The organism is Bdellovibrionales bacterium, from assembly GCA_016716765.1.
Lineage (GTDB): Bacteria > Bdellovibrionota > Bdellovibrionia > Bdellovibrionales > UBA1609 > JADJVA01.
The window spans coordinates 585,652-604,452 of the sequence record JADJVA010000025.1 but is presented as its reverse complement, the minus strand read 5'-3'; the positions used below and the strand labels follow the sequence as shown (position 1 = coordinate 604,452).

The following is an 18,801-nucleotide window of genomic DNA, read 5'->3' as shown; positions in this document are numbered from 1 at the left end:
ACCCGATTCAAGATCCGGATTGCGAAGGCCAGGCCAAATCAAAAAGCAAGCGCAGTGCCCACCTGTCTGCTTCTGGAATTGAGGAAAACGCTTGCTCCGATTCATAAATCAGCTTGAGCGATTTTGTAAAAGTGGCCTCCACTTGCACCAGTCTCTCGTTTCTCGTCGAGCGAAGTCGATGGTCGTTTGAAATGCTCACTTCTTGATCGGTTCGCACCCACCGATATCCAATTTTCACCTTATCAAGCTTCAAATAGGGAAAAACCATCCATGCATTGATTTCGTTTTCTGGACCCCGATCCTGCCTTTGAGTCATTCTCCACGCTTCACTCAGAAGACCCAATCTTAATTTGTAGGACTGAAGGTATTCAGGACTCTGAATTTCAAAACCAAAGCCATCTGCTTCGAGAGCATCATGAAGAGCCAAATCATGACTAAAGTGAGTCAAAAATAACTCTACTCCATATGACCGCTCACGGATCGAAATTTCACAGGGACGCCGCTTCGCCTCAATTTCCCACTCATCACCAAGGCCTGCCGCCTGTCCACTGTAGCAGCCCGCGGCCAAATAAGGATACAATTCACTGAAAGGCTTCCACTCAAGATTGACTCCCAAATCGAGTGGCTTTGATCCAGGATAGAGATGCCTATAGTAGCTGGGCTTAGAAAAAAATAGGTCCTGCCTTTCATTCAACCAGCCCACTGGCATCAGGAGTTGGCCCACTCTTCCCTTCAAGCTTCCTTCCTCTTGAAAAAGCTCAATAAAAACTTGCCCCAACAAGAAACGTGATTCTCCTCCGGCGTGTTCAAGCGAAGCCTCCATAAAATAACTGATTGCAGAGCTCGAACTGCCCTCCAAGGCCAGGGATAAATTATCAAGCTTTGTCTCTCGAGAGGGCTCCGGACGCAAAAGACGGCTTTCGGTATTTCTCATTTCCAAGTGAGAACGAAGCGAGACTTTGTCTTTCCCTCGTCGTCTTGTGTCCGAGCCCTTTGTACTTTCGCGCAAGAGCTCCTCGAGTCTCAGTGCGCTGGAAGAAGTATCATCTCCATCTGACTCTCCAGCTGAAACTCCAACTGAATCCCAAAGGCATAGTCCGACAAATACCACCAAGAATCTAATCCACATAGGGAGCCTCTCTCCGAGCCGTAAGGATTTCAACCTGATGGAATTTCAGCCCCCATAAGGGCCCCCGCCCATGCGAAAAGAAAGGAAGATCCAGATCAACACTCGTCAAGACTGCATTCTTTGCTTTGACCACCGGTAAGTGGCTCCAAAAATATCCATCCTGCGTGACCCAATCAAGCCAAACATAGAACTCAACTCTGCCGGAGACCCCGTTGTGAATTTCCAGGCGCAAGTGAATGACCCCTGAATTTTCCAGTTCAACTGAACTCTTATTTCTCTCTTTCCCGCTACCAATTTCGATAAAGCCCAAGGATCTTTCCAAGAAGCCTGGTGTGGACACCCCAATCTCCAAACTATTCTTATTCTTAAAAATCCTCAACTCGACTCCATCTCCGCTCTTGATATCTGTTGTGTGAGAAACCAGCTGCAACTCTGAATTCTCCTCTAAAAGCCGAAAGGACAAGACATAGTGCTCGGATGAGTTAAGCCCAGAGAGCGAATTCAAAAATTGGATTTTTCCAGTTCCCATCAAATTCACACTCGATGCTTTGACTTGACCTAAATCGACGACTCGATAAGGCTCAATAGGAAGTTTCTCCTTCTCTTTCTGGCGTTCGCAGGAGTAAAGGAAGGTCCCCAGAAAAAGGGAAAGAAAGATTCTCAATACGAAGGCCGAATAAACTTGCATGATGGACTTACCTACTTGGATGATTTTCTCCGATTAAAAAGATCTATCGGCCTTTGCTTCGTCAAGTCTTGGAGATAAACATCCCCAGATTCGCTCAATTTCTCATAAGACCATGGATCTAGCATAAGGGCCGCCATGTGGAGCGAAGAACGTCCCTCTCTGTTCTGATGGTTCACGTAGTCAGAGGAGGTCACGAGCCATTGACGCATACGAGTTTTTCTCTGTAAGAAAAATACGAGAAGTTGTTTGTCATTTTCGGATAATTGACTTTTCATAGAATCCATCGACAAGAGAAGAGTCTGTAAAGCAATATTCCCTTGCTCGTCCTCCAGATCGTAATCGATCCATTCACAACTTCCGATAGCCCTCAAAATTTCCAAGTCCTTCCTTTTGGCAGCGTAGTGAAGTGCGGATTGCCCCTCGCCGTCTCGTCGATTAAACACTTGATCTAAGCCCACTCCAAAGCCCCCTACGTAGGTTTGGATTCCTCGCCAGGCTCTGGAGCCGAAATAGGAAATTATTTCTCCCAAAGATGACTCCGACTCACCTGTTCCAGAAGAATTGCAAAATCTCTCCGCTGCCCAGAGCACAACATCCACGCGGCCATCTCGCGTGGCCGTATGAAGAAAACTCCGGTGCTCATTGTCTTCAAGTTGCGTAAATTGAAAAAATGGAACCTCCATCACTCCACGGTAATATTCATTTTCAAGAGCCTCTATCACACGCCGATCAGTGGCTACGTGGAGAGCTCTTTGACCATCTTGGTTGATCATATCTATGTCTGAAAATTCATAGTCGGAAAAACGGCCCAAACTTTCATAGTACCGTTGAGCGATCTTCTGAATTACTTCGGAATAGCCATTGGCCGCTGCCGTAAAAACATATCCCTCCTGGCGATCGTTCACGGACTTGATTTCCCCCAATGGAATGTTCTCAGCCAAAAAATATGCAATTGCTGACTCCCTCAACTGAAGCGCCACTCCGAGAGGAAAGTTAGCACCCCTGTTGTTAGGCACTACCAAGAGCCGAGGAGACTGATTGACAATCGCTTTGACCTGCTCCAAATCGCCTCGGTAAATAGCCCTGAAGAGTTCATTTGGTGCTAAATCCTGTTGATCAGCAACGGCGAGTCTCTCCAAACGCTCAGCTCCCGTCATCGGAACGCCCTTTTCATTTCTCGACTGAGGAGCGCAATTTATGAGAAGTAATAAAAGAGGAATCGTGTGTCTAAATTTCACTTTCAACCCTCTCCATTCTTTAAATTTATCCTTTTTACCATGATCTTTTTCGGATGTGAGTTCATTCATTTTTTTGCACATGCTCAAGCCCTAACACGCTAAAACACGGGCAGGCAAACATTGGCCCTCAATGAAAACCACCTGCACACGAACTGAATAGGCAATGAATGGGAACTAAATCTATTGCAAATTTGAGCCAAATTTTGCCTGATTTTAGATCCTTTTATGATCCTCTTATCAAACCTCTTGCCCTAGCTCACGAAATGACGGTAAGTGAGTTCTTCATTTTTTAAGAAGCTTCAAGATACAAGGGAAAGTTATAAAGAAGTGAACGCAAATCCACACATCATGGGTCTGGGCCCTAGAATTCTGATCTCTTCTTTATTTCTTTGTCTTCTGTCATTTCAAATGTCGCTGGCTCACGAGGAGCACGAGCCTTCAGATACGTTTAATATCCAGGCCATTGTTGAACTCTACCAGCTCAGCGCAAGTTTAAGCCCTAAAATCATGGATGAGAACCATGACAAAAACAAATCTGAGGCCTTCTTGATGCTTGGAAATGAGCGAATTCATCTCAATTCTCATTTCTGGCAACTCGTGCGTGCATGGGTTCGCATTTATCAGACTGAACTCGCTCGCGATTGCGTGCAATGCGAATTTACCAGCGAAGAAGAGCTCCTTCGGGAGGCCGAAGACGTTGTTGCCAGAGGTTTTTTTCAGACAAAAATTGCTATTCCTTTGGGTCGCAGTCTCGGACAAGTTGCTGAATCAACAGCAGAAATTGGAGCTCAATTTGGAACGGTAGCTCTCCTTGTGAAAGTCGCAAGCGAAGTTGCAGAAACAGTGGCATCCAAACTCATTGGGGGTGCCGGCGTCCATGTTGTCTGCACGGCAATTGACGCTGTTATACTTTTCTGGACCCGACATTTGCAGGTGGCCTATAGAATCCCTTCCTGGTCAAACCGTTTGGGGACAGGCTCAGCCCAAACCTCTTGGAGATATTGGTTTGCTTCCCAAGCCGTAAAAAGAGCCCAGAAAAGAGTCTCCTTTGAATTTGGCCCTTTTGAATTGGACGAGGCGGGAATCAAGATACTGGATGCCGAGGGTTCCAATCGCTGGTGGGGTTTTATTGGAAAAAGCAAACGTCGGCTTTGGTTGGAATATCTTAAAAGCAAAGCAGAACCTCTCGCAAAAGAAATCTCTGAAATCGATTCTCAACTCACCGAACAGCCCGAAAATCAAAGCCTGCTAAAAAGAAAGAGAATCCTAAATCACCGTCTACAAAAGATTTCGTCTCTTGATCGTCGAGTTTATCTTGGTCTGAGAAAAAAGAGGCTGCTCTTTCTGAGAGCAAGGCAAAGAGGGTATTCCACCTTTTTGAGAAGTGAGGACGGCATAGATCCGGCATTAAATCATCAAATGCTATGGATCATTGCCGTCCAAGAAGGGCTCTTGCATCGAGGAATGATCAGTCAAGAATCTTCTCCTCCCCGAGGCGACACCCCCTCTTCGGCCCAATTTTCTATTTCATCTGGTTCAAGAGTCTCAAAAAATCAAATCATCGAGGGACTCGCCAACGAGTATTCGATTGGCTCCAGCCATGCTGAGACAGGAGAGGGACTCCTGGAAAGAGAGAATAGAAAGATTCTGATCCAAAGCTTGCTGACTGACGTTGAAACAATTTTTGACCACTCAGTTCCGCCTGCTCAGAGATATCTGCACACTCTGATTATAGAGCAAACATTAGTTGGATTTATGTATCAAATGATCAAGTGGCAAATGGACCAACAGGAACCGGACATAGAAAAGAACTGGCTTGGACAAATTATGGAAATGTCCAGCTTGCGAACTCGTGGAGGAAGATTGGTCAAATTTATCTACGAATATTCCGATTTTTTAAGAGTTGCCTCCGTGACAAAAAAGCCTCTTTTTCTTTCTCAGTATAAATACGAAGCCATGGAATCCCTAATGAGGATATTTCGCCATCTGGACAAGCTTGGTTCTATTCTCCAGGAACATTCTCCTCTCGCTGACAAACTCACCGAACTGAAACTCGCTAATCATCAGCTTTTGACTTACGCCCCCTGGGCTCAAAAGAAAACGGTCTATTCATGGATTCCATTTTTGAAGCCAAAGCTACGATGCGAAGATCTATGGAAGGCTTATTTATGATTTTCTGCCCGCAAACGAGGCGTCTTTCCGCTATTTTTTTTGCAAAGCCCCTCTGCCCTCTCCTGGCTTACTTTCTGATTTCCTGGAGCGCCAGTGCCCACAATCATGACCATCATGGCCACAACAAGCTTCACAAACATGATCATCCTCAGTCACAACCTCACACCTGCCGAGGACATTTGACTCAAGAGCCAGCTGCACTTTCTCCCAAAGATGCCTGGTTAAAAAGTCGAGAACATCTGCCGAAATATCTCAGCCAGCGTTGGGAAACTGTCCTGGATAAACTGAAAAGCGAATTGGACAGGAGTAAGAATGTTAAATCTACAGCGAGAGACGAGAATGGGGAATCCCATGCCCATGCCCATGTTGATGCGGGTCAGGCAGGTCACCACCAACACGAACACACAGATTCTCAAAACTCTGTGACGACACTGATATTAGACCTATACCCCCAAGCAATTGTAAAAGCTGAATCAATGAGGAAAATTTTATTTGAACATCCAAGCTCCCACCAAGCTCAGATAGCTTCAGATCAAATCTATCTTAAGAGCATCTTTGCGACGGTATGGGCAAGCCTCACTATCCACACTCATGAGATTCTGACGGCAAGTAAATCCAAAAAAACTGATTTTCCGAGGTACTTTAAAATTCTTAAATCCATAATCGAATTTGACGAAAACACTCCGATTTTTTCACTTTATAAAATAAAGCGTACCATTGAAGGAAGATTTTCAATTCAAGAATACATCGATTGTCTCTAAATGATTATCGATACCGCTGTAGGGCAACCTTATGGCTGGAGCTATTCCAAAGATTTTCAAATATCTTTGTTTCTCTTGAAGGGGTCCACTGCCTCAGGCCGAGCAAGGATTCTTCAGGCCACTGCATTGCTGAGTTGAGCCATTTTTTTCCTTCCTCATAAAGTCTCTCATCAAGAACAATTTGGTGTATAAGTCCTAGATTTTTCGCCTCTTCACTACAAATAGATCTCGCCTCTAAAGCTAGCTTTAAAATATTTCCGCGATTGTTCTTTTCACTCCAGCGAGTCCCTCCTCCCCAACCAAAGCTAAGACCTATGCGCCTCTGCCAAAATCCGAAATAGGCCTGTGGTGATGAAATGACATGATCAAAAGAACTCAATAACTCTAAGCCTCCGCCGAAGCAGTCTCCACTAACAAGTGCCACTTTTGGTTGAGCGAGCTCAGAAAATGTCTTCAATGCACTTCGAATGCGCCGATTTGCTAAAATCCCCTCGCTCTTTTTTTTCTGGGCCGCATAGAAACGTAGGTTACCGCCAGCGCAAAAGAATTTTTTATTCCCAGATTGGAAGAGAACACCACTAAACTGAGCTGAGTAGTGATCAAGGATTCCTAATAGCTCCTCTGCTTGCTGAACTCCAAAGGCATTGGCCCTATCCGGATGACTAAATGTGAGACAAAGTATCGAGGAGCTGATTTCTGCTAAAATTGTAGATTTCAGATTATGCTTCCATCTCTGGGTTTTATGCCCAGGAAAAATAAATCAGACTTTTTCCATCAATTGCCGGTAGATGTCATCGTATTTTATGAACTTTACGCCGACACCAATTCCACCTATCGATGAGCCATTTCGAGTTAACCAAACAACTTTTGCGTTCATCACATAATCACGGTTGACCTCTTGCAGGCGAATTTTTAACTTCACCAGATCTCCAACTGAAACTCCGATTTTTCCGAGAAATTCACAATAAGCGCCCCCGGCGCTCAGGTTACAAATCTGCGAAGGAAGCATTTCCCCAGACATAAAAGTCTCAAGCACTGCGGATTGCAAGGTAGGAAATCGTTTGTGTTTCTGCTGGACCAAGGTTCGCGATACCATCAATTTTTTGGCAACACCGACAAAAGCCTTCTCATCGAAGGGTTTACCCAGGAAAAATAGTTTTTGATCGCCGGTGTCGATCAATTTATCAGGACCCACCTTTTCAGAAAGAACCAAAGTCGGAGCATTGAATCCCGCTCGTTTGAGGCTCATCGTGAAGTCGAGATCCTTTTCGCTGAACTCATTTGTCTCGTAGGCCAGGAGATGAATGGCCCTGTTCTGCACAATGGAAAGAGCCGTTTTCTCATCAAAAGATAAATGCACAGGGTAGGGAAGTCTTGTTTCTAAAGCCGCACGCAGCGTTTCGGCCTCAGAGATAGAACTGCAATGAAGTAAAATTTTTTGCACTCAAGCCCCTTGCTATTACCCAATCTCACCATCTCTTCGGATTGTTATTGGCTGGAACTTAGGGGATCTCTCAACGAAAAGCCGTTTTGTTTACATCGAAATGCTCGATTTTCGAAGTGCTGGTCCAGATCTCAATAAGAGCGAGGGGAGTGCTTCCAATGTTGCAACATTGTTTCCCACTTATGAACCATGGCCGGTTCACTCCGAGACATAGAGACCCAATTATGTATGAATTGGATTTTAAATTGGATTTGTAAAGTCCTGCTAAGACATTTCAACTTGAGAAAAATTTGTCAGCAAAAAAGATCGTTTAAAACCCGGCCAAATGATTATCGTTTGCTGAGAGGGGCCCAATACAATCCTGTTTTGCCCGTCCACTGCCCGCGCGGACGATAAATACGATTGTTGGCGTACTGTTCGTAAATATGAGCCATCCAACCACTCACCCTCGAAACGGCAAAAATAGGAGTGTAAAGATCAATCGGTATCCCCATGCTGTAGTAAACTGTCGCGGAATAAAAATCCACATTTGGCAGCAAACCCTTGTCACCTTCTACTGTTTCATGAATCAACTTGGACATTTCATAGAGATGAGGTTGACCAGTTTTTAGAGTCAGTGTTCGACTCATTTGGCTCAGAATCTTTGCTCTTGGGTCGCCATTTTTATACACTCGGTGTCCAAATCCCATCACCTTCTTCTTTTGAGACAAGGCCTCTTTGACCCAAGTTCTTGCTTTATCGAGAGTGCCAATCTCAATAAGCATTTTCATGACTTGTTCATTGGCTCCTCCGTGAAGGGGGCCTTTGAGAGTTCCAATTGCTGACGTGATAGCTGAATAAATATCACTCAATGAGGAAGACGTCACTCGAGCAGAAAATGCTGAACAATTGAGTTCGTGGTCTGCGTGAAGAATCAAACAAACATCTAACACCTTCACGAAGTCGGAATCAGGTTCCTCTCCTGTCATCATGTACAAGAAGTTCCATGCGATACTTTTTCCTGCACGGGGCTCCACATAACCTTTGCCCTGACGTGTTCGCTCAAAAAGAGCAACAAGAGTTCCCATTCGGGCCAAAAGTTTCATTCCGACGCGTTTTCTGGCCTCATCAGATTCACTTTGAGCTTCATTGTCCCAAAGTGCCAACATAGATGTAGCCGTCCTCAGCCAGGCCATAGGATGAACACCCTTCGTTGGCAAGGCCTGAAGCTGTTTAACCAAATCAGCCTCAAGTTTCATCCGCTGATTTATTTCTCTTGAAAAGGTCTCCAATTCTCTCGCATCAGGCAATCGACCATTCCACAGTAGGTATGACACTTCTTCAAAATTTGAATTTTCGGCGAGATCCTCAATTGAATACCCACGAAAGCACAGAGTCACATCAACTATGGATGAGACCGCCGTCGTACATGCCACAACTCCTTCGAGACCACGATCAACAGCACCTTCATAAGTTCCATCCGACATAGCTCATACCCTTTCGCTCACTGGTGTAAATAACCTCGGCCAACCAAAAAATCAGACCACAGAGCCTAGTTTAGCGAATCACCATTAACATTTAAAGAGCTACAGCCTCAAGGGCTAGTCGAAATCTTTCTCTAGTGAAAGAATGATGCGATGACCCGCGTCGTATGCTTGAACTCATCAGGGTCGAGCTAATTTAATGACTCGCTCTTTGACTTCAGCCACAACAATCGTCTGATCTCTCCGAGGCTCATTCAATCCAGAGTACTTCTGGACCTCATACAAAATTCGATTTCTAATTTCATGTACGCCCCGTTTTGGTCCTGCGATGATAGATTTTAAAACTCTTTCAACCCCAAATGATTCACCCGCACTATTTGCGGCTTCTAACACTCCGCGGGTACACACAGCCAAACGGTCTCCAGGACTAAGTGCCAGCTTGTGGCTTTCGGCCATGGGCAAAAAATTTCGCTCAATGGCCGGCCCCGATAAAGGCAGAGACGTGAGCTCTCCTGTTGCAAATTCCTGGACGACGGCCAATACATTGCCCAAACGACAATAATGAAGATCAAAACTGCGGCGATCGACAAGACCGTAAAAGATATCAATTGTATCCTGGGGACCCAAGCCAGAAATGAGCTCCCCGGCGATGGCATTCACAATTTCATGAGGTGCCGAACCGCGGCGGGCCTCCATACGACCTGAGATCTTTAAAAGAACCGATAAAAACAAAGCTGAAGTCGCGTAGCCAGAAGAGCTGGCGGCCACGACCCCAAAATGCATGGGGTCATCATGTTCAAAAATATCAAAGTAATCGCCTCCTGAAACTAGGCTAGGTACAAACTTCGTACTAAACTCCAGGCCGGTGATATTTGGAAACTCGGTCTTTACCAATATCCTCTGCAGAGATTCAACTGTCGCCAACTCTCCCTTTATCTGCCCAATCAGACTTTCCAAACGACGATTGGCAGTCACCAATTCAGAACGAAACTGAGAGAGATCCTCTTCACGCGAGAGAATTTCTTGCTCGAGCTGGGCAATTCGTTCTTGCAGTTTCTTTTCGGGACTTTTTTTGGCCATTTCTTGATTCTCAAATCCTCGACAAAGGATGTCAACTAAGTGAGGATCTTAAAATATAAAAGACTGTCACTTCACAAAGAATATTTCACCTAACCAAAAAGACCCATCGAAACGCATTTCCGCGCAGCCCCCACTAATGTTCTTGAAAGTTTTACTTGCCTCCGATAACGATTACTTATGCATCGTCATCAGCACATCACCTGGACCAAGCTTTCTCTCGACCTTCAGAGCTTAAGTCCCCAAGAACCCGCTTCTTTGGCTTCAATTCTTATTGGGATCAGCGCCATTCTTGATCCACAAGGAAGCCCAGAGGGTCTCAACCGAGCTTTGAATTTTATGATTTATGAGTTGTCAGCATTGAGCACGGACTTAGGTGCGGAAAGCAGATTTCATCTCTTAAATGACTATTTCTTTAATCGCCGCGGCTTTCGAAATCGATCCTTGGCTGACGCAGTCTGCCCCCTCATGTTTCAAGATCTCGTTCTCCTCCCTGTTCTGACACAAAAGATGGGACATCCCATAGTCCTGGCTGTTGTTTACAATCACTTGGCAACTCAACTAGATTTGCCAATCTATATCGTGAACTCGGCCTTCTCCCATTTGCTAAAATGGGTCAAGGCGGGTCAAAATTGCTACGTGGATCTGACCGACCATGGAAGGCTCGTCCCAGAAATAAAACTAGCCCATCTTGTGAATCAGCATTGCGGCGGCAAAAAAAGTGTTGAGGTTGATTCCCTCGAAATTTTACCGGGCCGCCAAGTTGCTATCCAATACCTCAATCTTCTCATGCAGCTTTTTGAGACGGGCTTCTACCAGGAAAAGTTATTGTTCGTTTATAGTGTGTTTTTGGAAATCGAACCCAACAATCTGTCCATTCTTTCCCGACGCGCTCTCTTGTATAGAAAAATGAGGCTTAACCACGAGGCTCTGGCCGACTTAAGACGATATTTCTCATTCATTGAACGAAGCCAGGCCTCACCGGAATTGCAGATCGCTTTTCTAGAACTTCAAAATCTCGTCAATCCCTCCTCAAAGATCAACCTTGCAAGCCTCTATCTTCACTGATTCATGCAGTCGAATTAAGATTTATCCCCGGGAAAATAAATGTCGTACCGAACACTTTTTCCCTTCTGGCTATGCCTCGGACCGGCCATCAAAGGGGGGGCAAGCACTGGCCGTTTCACAATCACTCGGTCTCCCGTGGCTCGCAGGGCGGCAACCAAAAGTTTCACGTCCTCCTGCGGGGTTGGATTCATAAGAACCTGAACTATCTGCATCTCTTTTCCACTCAAAGCAGACTTGCCTTCACGTATAAACATGGGGTCCATGAAGACAAGATCAGGCTTTTTTGACTTCCCGAAGCGTCCGTCCAAGTATTCGGTAGCGTCTCCCGAAATTATATGAAGACGAGAAAAAAGGCTTCGAAAATCCTCCTGGGCCATCGCTCGCCTGTGAGCAATTTTAAGAAGCTCGACCAACAAGGGGTGGCGCTCAATTGCAACAACATGAAAACCAAGCGCCAAAAGATGAAGAGTATCTCTCCCCAGCCCTGCCGTCGAATCAATTGCAAGATTACCTGCTATCTTTTTAAGCGCCTTTGAAAGTATGTCCCCCGATTTTCCTGTTTCTTTGAGTCGTCGCTGCCAATCTCTTCCCGAAAAATTTATCACCAAGGGATTCATTTTGGAAAACTCTCGGGAAACAAGCCCCCATCCCTCTCCAGTCCACAGCAAACAAAGCGGATAGTCTTCAATTTTCTCAGCAACTGGCATTTGAAGCTTGTCGATAAAAATACTGAGTTCTTCGCGAGGCCCAATATCAATACCTGCATTTAAAAGAATTCCACATTCCATCGCGCTAAGTTCGACTCAGATAGAGAAAATAAAAAAGCAAATTACTCGCGGCCAAGAGGCAGAGGTGCAAAACGAGACCCTGCCTCCAAAGACCTCTCAACTGGGAAGACAAAGGAGATCCCACCGACCAAATACGTAATCCCAAATGAACGGCTACACCAAAAACAGGCGTCATGACCAACCAATAAATAGCAAAAACTGTCTCCACGTAGACAAACAGACTCATTAGGCACAAAATGAAAAAAAGCTGAACCATGACAAAAAGCTTTGATTTTTCCAGACCAAGACGACTCATCAAAGTTCTTGTCCTCATTTGCGAATCTGCCAGCATCGTCTCGAAATTGCGAAGCTGAATACAAAGCGAGGCGCCCAACCCAAAAATTGCGCCAAAAATCAAAACCTCGGATCCAATTCTTCCAGTCACCGCGAATGATGTTCCCGCCGTTAGAAGTGGGCCCATCCCAAAGAAGACCATTAAATTATCCAAGCCCAAATACCTCTCACTTCGACGCAAATAAGAAAAACCAACGACAATCAGAGCCGCTGTTCCTCCAATAAACAACATCATAGGCCAAGGACGAAGCCAAAGGGAGGGCAGGCCAAACATCAAGCCCGACAACCAACACATCCAGGACCAATTTTTGACCTGTTCAGCGGTAGCCCAACCACGCTGAACAATGCGACTCCCTCCTAGATATGAAAGTCTGTCCATCCCCGAAAGATGATCACAATAGTCGTTCATCAAGAAGGCCGCCCCATGTAAAAAAAAGATGGCCATCAAAGTACATGCAGCAATGCCTATTTCTATTTCCCACCCAAAAGTCATTGCATAAAAAATCGAAGTTGCCGCCGGCCCCATGGTTAGAAGCAACAATATGGGCCTGACTCCAGTCAAGAGAGTCATGACTTTACCGGGACAATCGATTTCATTAATTTGCACAATTCGAAAAGTAATTCTCTCTTCGTTTGTATCATGAAATAAAACATCCACAGGCAAGGCTCTTTCCTCATTTGAAAATGAGCCCAGCAAATGAGGCATAAAACGCGGATCCGCCCGAGGTATCGTCAGGAGGCGGCTTTGAATCGGCGCCTTCAAACTTTTCTCCAATAGAGAGGTTGCGGTAATTTAGCGAGATTATCCAGAAGACCATGATTCTCTTCATCCAAAAGATCACGAAGATTCTCAAGATGGTGAAGATACAAGTCGATCACTTGACTATTCATTCTATCAAAACTGTCAATTTTTCGCTGATATTCTTCAGCACCTATTGTGCAAATTACTTCCTGCAAACAGGAAGATTTTTTGAACTCTTCACGCTGTTTTGTTGAGAGATCATGGGTCAAGTAGGCGCCAAATGAATTAAGGTACCCAGATTTCAAATCTCCGAGCACTTCCTTCTTTTCAAAATTTCTAATGTTAAAATCCAACAAATCGTCACTTCTTTGAAAAAGAAGTCCCAATAACTCGCCGATTTTCTCTAGCAACTCATGGAGCTGGCTGTCATAATTCTCCTTGGCAATAAACGGGGCACGAATGCACCACTTAAACAGAGACGCAGTTTTTAAGCTATGAACCTGATCAAGTTGACCAATATGAACATTCCAGTCATGAACCAATGAATCCTGAATCCACTCTCCCTCCAACAAATTTCCAATAATCTCTGCCGTATACTGAATAAGGCGTAGATTTCCGTACCGAGAAAGATTCACCATCACACGGGCCAAAAGGTAATCACCCGCCAATACGGCGTATTCAGGTGTGTACTTCAGCCAAGCTGCAGTTTTATTTCTTCTCAAAGGGGATCGATCAATGAGATCGTCATGAAGCAAAGAAGCGTTGTGCACAAATTCAATCGTCTGAGCCAAAAGAGAGATTGATGGCTTGTCTAATTTTATGGGCACCGAAACAAGTGTGATCAACTTTGACCGAAAACCCTTTCCCGAAGAAAAGAGATCGTCATAAAGAGCGCTCAGTTTTGGTAAGTATGTGGGGAAATCGCTCTCGCTGTATATCTTGACCTCTCTCATTTGGACCTCATAAGCGAAAGGCTAGGCTCCGTTCTCTAGCAGAATGACTCTGGCTGTCAAGAGAAACCTCCCCAAAAACGAGCCTTCGAGAGATCTGACCTCCTGCCTATCTTTGAAAGCAGATGTTGAACTATCACTCTCTTCGTATCATGCCACCGAAACATCTCTTTTGGAGACCAACCTGGAAGAGCAAGAGCGGCTCTTGAAAAAATGTCTTCTCGACTCAAGAAGCACAGGCTAAAGTTGAAGCTCATAGATCACCAATTCAAGATCGAAAATTGATTATTTTCTTGCCTTCGCTCACAGGGAAGACAAGAGTAAGCTATGAAATTTTCTCGGCAGCTCAGCTGCTCCTTTGATCAGTGCGACCCAGCGGGTATCATGTTTTATGGACAGGTTTTTTTTATTTGTCACCAAACCATCGAAGAATTTATCCAACATATCGGCATCCCTTGGGATGAGTGGTTTAACAATCGTGACTTGTCCGTGCCCGTTCGTCACTCCGAAGCAGAATATCTCATTCCTATTCGAGCAGGAGATAAGTTCAAAGCGATCCTTCAGCTCAACAAGCTCGGAACTTCAAGTCTTGGATTTGAGATCTGGCTCGTGAACAGTGAGGGAGCGACTTGCACCAAGGTTCGCAACGTCCATGTTTTCATCAACCGCATGTCCGGGAAAAAAACAAATATCCCAAGTTCATATGAAGATCGGCTACGTCGTTACTTATCTAGTTAGAAACACTCAAGTCTAATTGAGGCTTCAAAATTTTTCCAAGTTCAGAACGGGGCATCTTGGCAACTCCATGGGTTCTTTTCACCTGTTGGATGGGCAATAAGTCCTTATTGAAGTCTTCCACCAATTGCTCCACTTGAGCGGCCGTGTAATCAGATTCTAAAAAAACGAGTACAATTTCAAAGCCTGAGCGAGGCTGTGGCAATGCAATGAGAACCACCTCTTGGCTCAAATGCAAACCTTGAACGAGGGAGAGCAGTCGTGCCTCCAAAACATTCAGACTGACCAATTCTCCCAAAATTTTGACCAAATCATCACGCCGGCCAAGAAATCGCAAAGTTCCATGTCCGATTTTGACCCTGTCCTCGGTTGTAAACCAACCATCAATTTTTGAATCAATCCACTTCCATCTTTCTCCCCGAACATCTGTTTGAAAGTACCCTTCGAGAAGTGAACGCGATCGAAGTGCCAACAGTCCCTCACAATCCACTCGCGCCTCTACGTGAGGCAACATGAAAAGGTCCTCAGGAAATACCGAGTTATCCAAGGATGCCAAACTGGCTGTTGCCACTTGCGAGGAACATTCTGTGAGTCCATAGCTAGGTAAAATTGGCCAACCCAGATTTCGCGCTTCAAAATAGACAGAACCGTGGAGACTTCCTCCACCAACTATCGCCGCTCTCAAATGAGGTGGGGACTTTATTTGACTTTGAATCAGGTCATAAACTTGAGTGGGGACGAGTGAAATTAGACTAGCTCTTGACCCTTCAATCAAATCCTTCAAAGACCTCACATCCCACTTCCAATTTGAGGGTTTGAATACCCTTGCCCCCGAGACTGAAGCTCTCGCCCAAATGGCCAATCCTCCCACGTGAAAGTCAGGCAATATATGCAACCATGTATCCCTGTGATCAGATTCCAAATGCCTATTCACAGAAGCCGCTGAATCTAGAAAGCCTTGCTTTGATAACACCGCAATTTTTGCTTCGCCACCTACTGAAGTGGTGCCGGAGGATGCGATTCCAACTAAGTCATTGACCAAACAGAATTCGGCGAATTTATCCATGAATCGCAGTCGCATTTCGGGAGAAATACGCGGATTTAAAAAAAGAACAGGGGGTTCTGTTTTGTCCCAGGAGATCGGACTTGAAGGTTCCAAGGAGCCTAAATATGCAGGGGGTTCCACTCCAGCTCCTCTAATTGAGCGTCAAAGCCCACTCCCTTTCCCTCAGTTCCCAATTGCAAGGCCCCTTGCTGAAAAATCTGTTCATCAAATGATGAGGACTCATAAATCGGTGAGCTTTCAAACCCGCCCACATCCTCCTTCTCAGGATTAACCAAATAAAAATTCATTGCAAATGCAAGGGCCATCATTCTGCCAACTGGGTGGTCCATTGCATGAGTGAATACCCACCGTTTATCTCCCCACTTCTCAACACAATGATCGATCACCTCCCCTGAAGTGCGCCCGGGTTTCACAACCAAAACATCGGCACCTCTCAAGTCACTTTGACTCGAAAGCGATTGATCGATCGCCAACCGGACTTGCCATTTCTCCTTAAAAGCCAACCAAGTCTCGGCATCATATTCAAAGGGATCCTCAATAAAATCGAGGCGCCCCAGAAACTCATGCCCTAAACTGCCCAACCAAGGACCCAAAACATCTGGCGTCATCGTCGAATTAAAATCCAAACGTATTCGCAGCCCCTCTGGGATGATGGGGAGCAATCGCCTTAAAAAACCAAAGTCTCTCTGCAAATCACTGCCCAATTTCAGCTTCAAAATATTAAAATCTTGTTCGACAATTTGCTCAAGGAGAGGCAAAGAAAATTGGGAATAATCAGCAAGCGTGTAATGACTCTTCAGCAAAGGCGCCGAGGGAAAAAGACTCTCTCCCCGATGACGAAATGAGGCGTCCCACTGAGCCAGCTCCAATGATCGCGAAATCAAAGGCAGAGGACGATCTTCCTGCAAACTCTTGATTTGATCTCTCCAATTGGCGTCTCCAAAAGTCATCCAGGAATGACAATCTGCGTAGCCAACTCCTAGCTCATTTAATTCTATTTTTAGAAGAACCCCCTCTCGACTCTGTCCCGTATCGAGAGCATTGAGGGCATTTAATGGTTGAAGCTGATAAGGACTAAACCAAATTCTCATGAAATCAAAAACCCCAAACTTAATTGCAAGCCAAAAAGCAGGTGGATCAAACCAGCCCGAGCCAACAACTTATTATAAACAGGACCCGGATCATGTACAGATATTTGTTTGATCACGCCCCTCGCCCCCGGCCACAACATCAAAGGTAAAAGAGCCGCCCCCCAGCACCCCGAAATGAGCCAGTAAACGGAGAGCGAAAAACTCATAATGTAAAGAAACCGTATCTCCAGGCGCGCAAAACGGGGCCCCCACCTCACGGCAAGGGTACGTTTATGAGCGGCCTTGTCCTGAGCTATATCGCGAAAATTATTAATTGCGATCATCACAGTTGCCAAAAAACCGACCTGCAGCCCTGCAACGACCGCTTTCAAATTCCATTCTCCGGTGTGGATAAAATAAACTCCTCCCACAGCGACAAGACCAAAAAACAAGACAACAAAGATATCTCCCAGCCCCTTGTAAGCGAGGGGATATGGGCCACCAGTGTAAGCATAGCCAAAAAATAGAGACAATATTCCTATCCCGATGACCACGGGCCCCCCTTGAAAAACCAAGGGCATTCCGCAGGCTATCGCTAACAAGAAAGAAAAAACTCCTGCTCCAAATACCCATGCAGGGGCAATCGCCCCTGACTGAGTCACGCGCTGGGGACCGAGCCTCTGATTTGTATCCGCACCTTTTCTGAAATCAATAACATCGTTAAAAAGATTCGTTCCAATTTGAATAAACAAAGTTGAAAGTAAAGCCCAAGCACTTAACCACCAACGGACTTGGTGGCCAAATCGAAATGCCAATAAGGTGCCTACAACAACTGGAACCACGGCTGCTCCCAATGTCTTTGGTCGTAAGGCCATCAGCCAAAAATTCAATCTCATCTTTTCCATTGATGGTCTTATGGCAAGCGAGGGAACCGCTTAAAATCAGGTTTCCTCTTCTCTACGAATGCATTTCTTCCTTCTTTGGCCTCTTCGCTCATATAGTAAAGGAGGGTCGCATTTCCTGCCAAATCCATCAGACCCATCTGCCCATCACAATCCGCATTGAGAGATGATTTCAAACAACGAAGAGCTAATGGCGAGTGCTGCAAAATCTCCCTCGACCACTTAAGCGCCTCTGACTCCAGTTGGTCAACGGGCACAACCGTATTTACCAACCCCATAGCCAAGGCTTCTTTGGCGTCATAACGGCGGCACAGAAACCAAATCTCCCGAGCCTTTTTCTGACCGACAATTCTCGCCAAATAGGAACTCCCCAATCCTCCGTCAAAAGACCCCACTTTCGGACCTGTTTGCCCAAAGACAGCATTTTCAGCAGCAATCGTCAAATCGCAAACAATATGAAGAACGTGTCCACCGCCAATTGCAAACCCGGCTACCATAGCAATCACAGGCTTAGGGATTGACCGAATCTGCTTTTGCAAATCCAGAACATTCAATCTTGGAATTCCGTCATCTCCCACATATCCCGCGTGCCCACGAACTTTCTGATCGCCTCCAGAGCAAAAAGCCTCTTTCCCCTGACCAGTAAGAATCACAACTCCAATACGTGAATCCTCCCTTACCAATTCAAACGCGTCTCTGAGTTCAGACACCGTCTCAGGACGGAATGCATTGCGCACTTCAGGTCGATTGATAGTGATTTTCGCAATTCCATCTTCCGTTGCCTCTAACAATATATCTTGGTAATCCTTGATACTTGTCCAAGATTCTTGAGTCATAATCAATTCTCCACCAAATTTTTATTCGTATCAAAGATGGCTATATTACAAAAGATCCGATCGAGCCACCGTTTTCGCCTGCAGCATTCCAGTAACTTGATCAGTTAGCTTATGCAAGAATCAACAACCGGTTCCATCTTAGTCGAGCAGTGGCAAAACGTCGTTCAATGTTCCCTTTACAGCAAACTTGAAACCTGCCACAAAAACCTTCACATGACCTTCGACTCGACTACTTGGAGGAGATTCTTCAAGAACCACCACGGCCTCTTTACGGACATAAATAGTCGTATTGTCGGTCGTTTTCAATTCCACATATTTTGAAGCCATCGCACTCCCCCC

At 45.4% G+C, this 18,801-nt stretch carries 19 protein-coding genes; 4 read left to right on the top strand and 15 right to left on the bottom strand.

Annotated elements, in window-relative coordinates; all coding sequences use genetic code 11:
* Positions 1-7 precede the first annotated feature (7 nt).
* Genes IPL83_19260 through IPL83_19250 form a run of 3 tightly spaced genes read right to left on the bottom strand, consistent with a single transcriptional unit; the run spans position 8 to position 3,055 of the window.
* Positions 8-1,129, bottom strand: coding sequence for a hypothetical protein (locus tag IPL83_19260; protein ID MBK9041260.1), 1,122 nt, complete (start codon positions 1,127-1,129; stop codon positions 8-10).
* Positions 1,119-1,817: a hypothetical protein gene (locus IPL83_19255; protein MBK9041259.1), complete on the bottom strand. Its 699-nt coding sequence runs from the start codon at positions 1,815-1,817 to the stop codon at positions 1,119-1,121. The genes IPL83_19260 and IPL83_19255 overlap by 11 nt, the downstream gene beginning before the upstream one ends.
* Before the next feature lie 11 nt (positions 1,818-1,828).
* A complete protein-coding gene (locus IPL83_19250) occupies positions 1,829-3,055 on the bottom strand; it encodes a hypothetical protein (GenBank protein MBK9041258.1) in 1,227 nt (408 codons plus the stop codon).
* Positions 3,056-3,328: 273 nt separating this feature from the next.
* Between IPL83_19250 and IPL83_19245 the strand changes: the two genes are divergently transcribed.
* Both IPL83_19245 and IPL83_19240 read left to right on the top strand, forming a co-directional pair.
* Entirely contained in the window at positions 3,329-5,227 is a 1,899-nt protein-coding gene (locus IPL83_19245) for a hypothetical protein (GenBank protein MBK9041257.1), read from the top strand.
* On the top strand, positions 5,224-5,988 hold the full coding sequence (locus tag IPL83_19240) for a hypothetical protein (protein ID MBK9041256.1): 765 nt from the start codon (positions 5,224-5,226) through the stop codon (positions 5,986-5,988). Before IPL83_19245 ends, IPL83_19240 begins: the two co-directional genes overlap by 4 nt.
* A 4-nt stretch (positions 5,989-5,992) precedes the next feature.
* Here IPL83_19240 and IPL83_19235 read toward each other — a convergent pair whose 3' ends face one another.
* From IPL83_19235 to IPL83_19220, 4 genes are all read right to left on the bottom strand, one after another.
* Positions 5,993-6,745 (bottom strand): enoyl-CoA hydratase/isomerase family protein, encoded by a 753-nt coding sequence (locus tag IPL83_19235; GenBank protein ID MBK9041255.1) that lies wholly within the window; start codon positions 6,743-6,745, stop codon positions 5,993-5,995.
* 3 nt (positions 6,746-6,748) lie between these two features.
* Complete coding sequence (locus IPL83_19230; protein ID MBK9041254.1) at positions 6,749-7,432, bottom strand: PilZ domain-containing protein; 684 nt, start codon at positions 7,430-7,432, stop codon at positions 6,749-6,751.
* 329 nt (positions 7,433-7,761) lie between these two features.
* The gene (locus IPL83_19225) at positions 7,762-8,898 is read right to left on the bottom strand and encodes a citrate synthase (protein ID MBK9041253.1); all 1,137 of its coding nucleotides are present in this window, start codon (positions 8,896-8,898) and stop codon (positions 7,762-7,764) included.
* Positions 8,899-9,075: 177 nt separating this feature from the next.
* The gene (locus IPL83_19220) at positions 9,076-9,975 is read right to left on the bottom strand and encodes a SpoIIE family protein phosphatase (protein MBK9041252.1); all 900 of its coding nucleotides are present in this window, start codon (positions 9,973-9,975) and stop codon (positions 9,076-9,078) included.
* Between the two features lie 177 nt (positions 9,976-10,152).
* Between IPL83_19220 and IPL83_19215 the strand changes: the two genes are divergently transcribed.
* The gene (locus IPL83_19215) at positions 10,153-11,040 is read left to right on the top strand and encodes a hypothetical protein (GenBank protein MBK9041251.1); all 888 of its coding nucleotides are present in this window, start codon (positions 10,153-10,155) and stop codon (positions 11,038-11,040) included.
* A 14-nt stretch (positions 11,041-11,054) separates the two neighbouring features.
* On the opposite strand, the gene IPL83_19210 is transcribed toward IPL83_19215, so the two are convergent.
* Genes IPL83_19210 through IPL83_19200 form a run of 3 tightly spaced genes read right to left on the bottom strand, consistent with a single transcriptional unit; the run spans position 11,055 to position 13,856 of the window.
* Positions 11,055-11,828, bottom strand: coding sequence for a class I SAM-dependent methyltransferase (locus IPL83_19210; GenBank protein ID MBK9041250.1), 774 nt, complete (start codon positions 11,826-11,828; stop codon positions 11,055-11,057).
* Between the two features lie 4 nt (positions 11,829-11,832).
* The gene (locus IPL83_19205; protein ID MBK9041249.1) at positions 11,833-12,924 is read right to left on the bottom strand and encodes a prenyltransferase; all 1,092 of its coding nucleotides are present in this window, start codon (positions 12,922-12,924) and stop codon (positions 11,833-11,835) included.
* Positions 12,921-13,856, bottom strand: coding sequence for a polyprenyl synthetase family protein (locus IPL83_19200; protein ID MBK9041248.1), 936 nt, complete (start codon positions 13,854-13,856; stop codon positions 12,921-12,923). Before IPL83_19200 ends, IPL83_19205 begins: the two co-directional genes overlap by 4 nt.
* A gap of 324 nt (positions 13,857-14,180) precedes the next feature.
* Between IPL83_19200 and IPL83_19195 the strand changes: the two genes are divergently transcribed.
* Positions 14,181-14,591 carry an acyl-CoA thioesterase gene (locus IPL83_19195; protein MBK9041247.1) on the top strand — a complete coding sequence of 137 codons (411 nt, stop codon included), beginning with the start codon at positions 14,181-14,183 and terminating at the stop codon, positions 14,589-14,591.
* On the opposite strand, the gene IPL83_19190 is transcribed toward IPL83_19195, so the two are convergent.
* The 5 genes from IPL83_19190 to IPL83_19170 all read right to left on the bottom strand — a co-directional run bounded on the left by IPL83_19190 (position 14,584) and on the right by IPL83_19170 (position 18,789).
* A complete protein-coding gene (locus tag IPL83_19190) occupies positions 14,584-15,774 on the bottom strand; it encodes an AMP-binding protein (GenBank protein ID MBK9041246.1) in 1,191 nt (396 codons plus the stop codon). The genes IPL83_19195 and IPL83_19190 overlap by 8 nt on opposite strands.
* Complete coding sequence (locus IPL83_19185; GenBank protein ID MBK9041245.1) at positions 15,753-16,745, bottom strand: hypothetical protein; 993 nt, start codon at positions 16,743-16,745, stop codon at positions 15,753-15,755. Before IPL83_19185 ends, IPL83_19190 begins: the two co-directional genes overlap by 22 nt.
* Positions 16,742-17,629 (bottom strand): 1,4-dihydroxy-2-naphthoate polyprenyltransferase, encoded by an 888-nt coding sequence (locus tag IPL83_19180; GenBank protein MBK9041244.1) that lies wholly within the window; start codon positions 17,627-17,629, stop codon positions 16,742-16,744. Before IPL83_19180 ends, IPL83_19185 begins: the two co-directional genes overlap by 4 nt.
* 8 nt (positions 17,630-17,637) lie before the next feature.
* The gene (gene menB, locus IPL83_19175; protein MBK9041243.1) at positions 17,638-18,462 is read right to left on the bottom strand and encodes a 1,4-dihydroxy-2-naphthoyl-CoA synthase; all 825 of its coding nucleotides are present in this window, start codon (positions 18,460-18,462) and stop codon (positions 17,638-17,640) included.
* Positions 18,463-18,600: 138 nt separating this feature from the next.
* Complete coding sequence (locus tag IPL83_19170; protein ID MBK9041242.1) at positions 18,601-18,789, bottom strand: hypothetical protein; 189 nt, start codon at positions 18,787-18,789, stop codon at positions 18,601-18,603.
* Positions 18,790-18,801 lie beyond the last annotated feature (12 nt).

Coding starts and splice junctions, on each gene's coding strand:
- IPL83_19260 (MBK9041260.1), bottom strand. CDS start 1,129: ATGTGGATTAGATTCTTGGTGGTATTTGTCGGACTATGCCTTTGGGAT.
- IPL83_19255 (MBK9041259.1), bottom strand. CDS start 1,817: ATGCAAGTTTATTCGGCCTTCGTATTGAGAATCTTTCTTTCCCTTTTT.
- IPL83_19240 (MBK9041256.1), top strand. CDS start 5,224: ATGATTTTCTGCCCGCAAACGAGGCGTCTTTCCGCTATTTTTTTTGCA.
- IPL83_19225 (MBK9041253.1), bottom strand. CDS start 8,898: ATGTCGGATGGAACTTATGAAGGTGCTGTTGATCGTGGTCTCGAAGGA.
- IPL83_19220 (MBK9041252.1), bottom strand. CDS start 9,975: ATGGCCAAAAAAAGTCCCGAAAAGAAACTGCAAGAACGAATTGCCCAG.
- IPL83_19215 (MBK9041251.1), top strand. CDS start 10,153: ATGCATCGTCATCAGCACATCACCTGGACCAAGCTTTCTCTCGACCTT.
- IPL83_19210 (MBK9041250.1), bottom strand. CDS start 11,828: ATGGAATGTGGAATTCTTTTAAATGCAGGTATTGATATTGGGCCTCGC.
- IPL83_19200 (MBK9041248.1), bottom strand. CDS start 13,856: ATGAGAGAGGTCAAGATATACAGCGAGAGCGATTTCCCCACATACTTA.
- IPL83_19195 (MBK9041247.1), top strand. CDS start 14,181: ATGAAATTTTCTCGGCAGCTCAGCTGCTCCTTTGATCAGTGCGACCCA.
- IPL83_19185 (MBK9041245.1), bottom strand. CDS start 16,745: ATGAGAATTTGGTTTAGTCCTTATCAGCTTCAACCATTAAATGCCCTC.
- IPL83_19180 (MBK9041244.1), bottom strand. CDS start 17,629: ATGGAAAAGATGAGATTGAATTTTTGGCTGATGGCCTTACGACCAAAG.
- menB (MBK9041243.1), bottom strand. CDS start 18,462: ATGACTCAAGAATCTTGGACAAGTATCAAGGATTACCAAGATATATTG.
- IPL83_19170 (MBK9041242.1), bottom strand. CDS start 18,789: ATGGCTTCAAAATATGTGGAATTGAAAACGACCGACAATACGACTATT.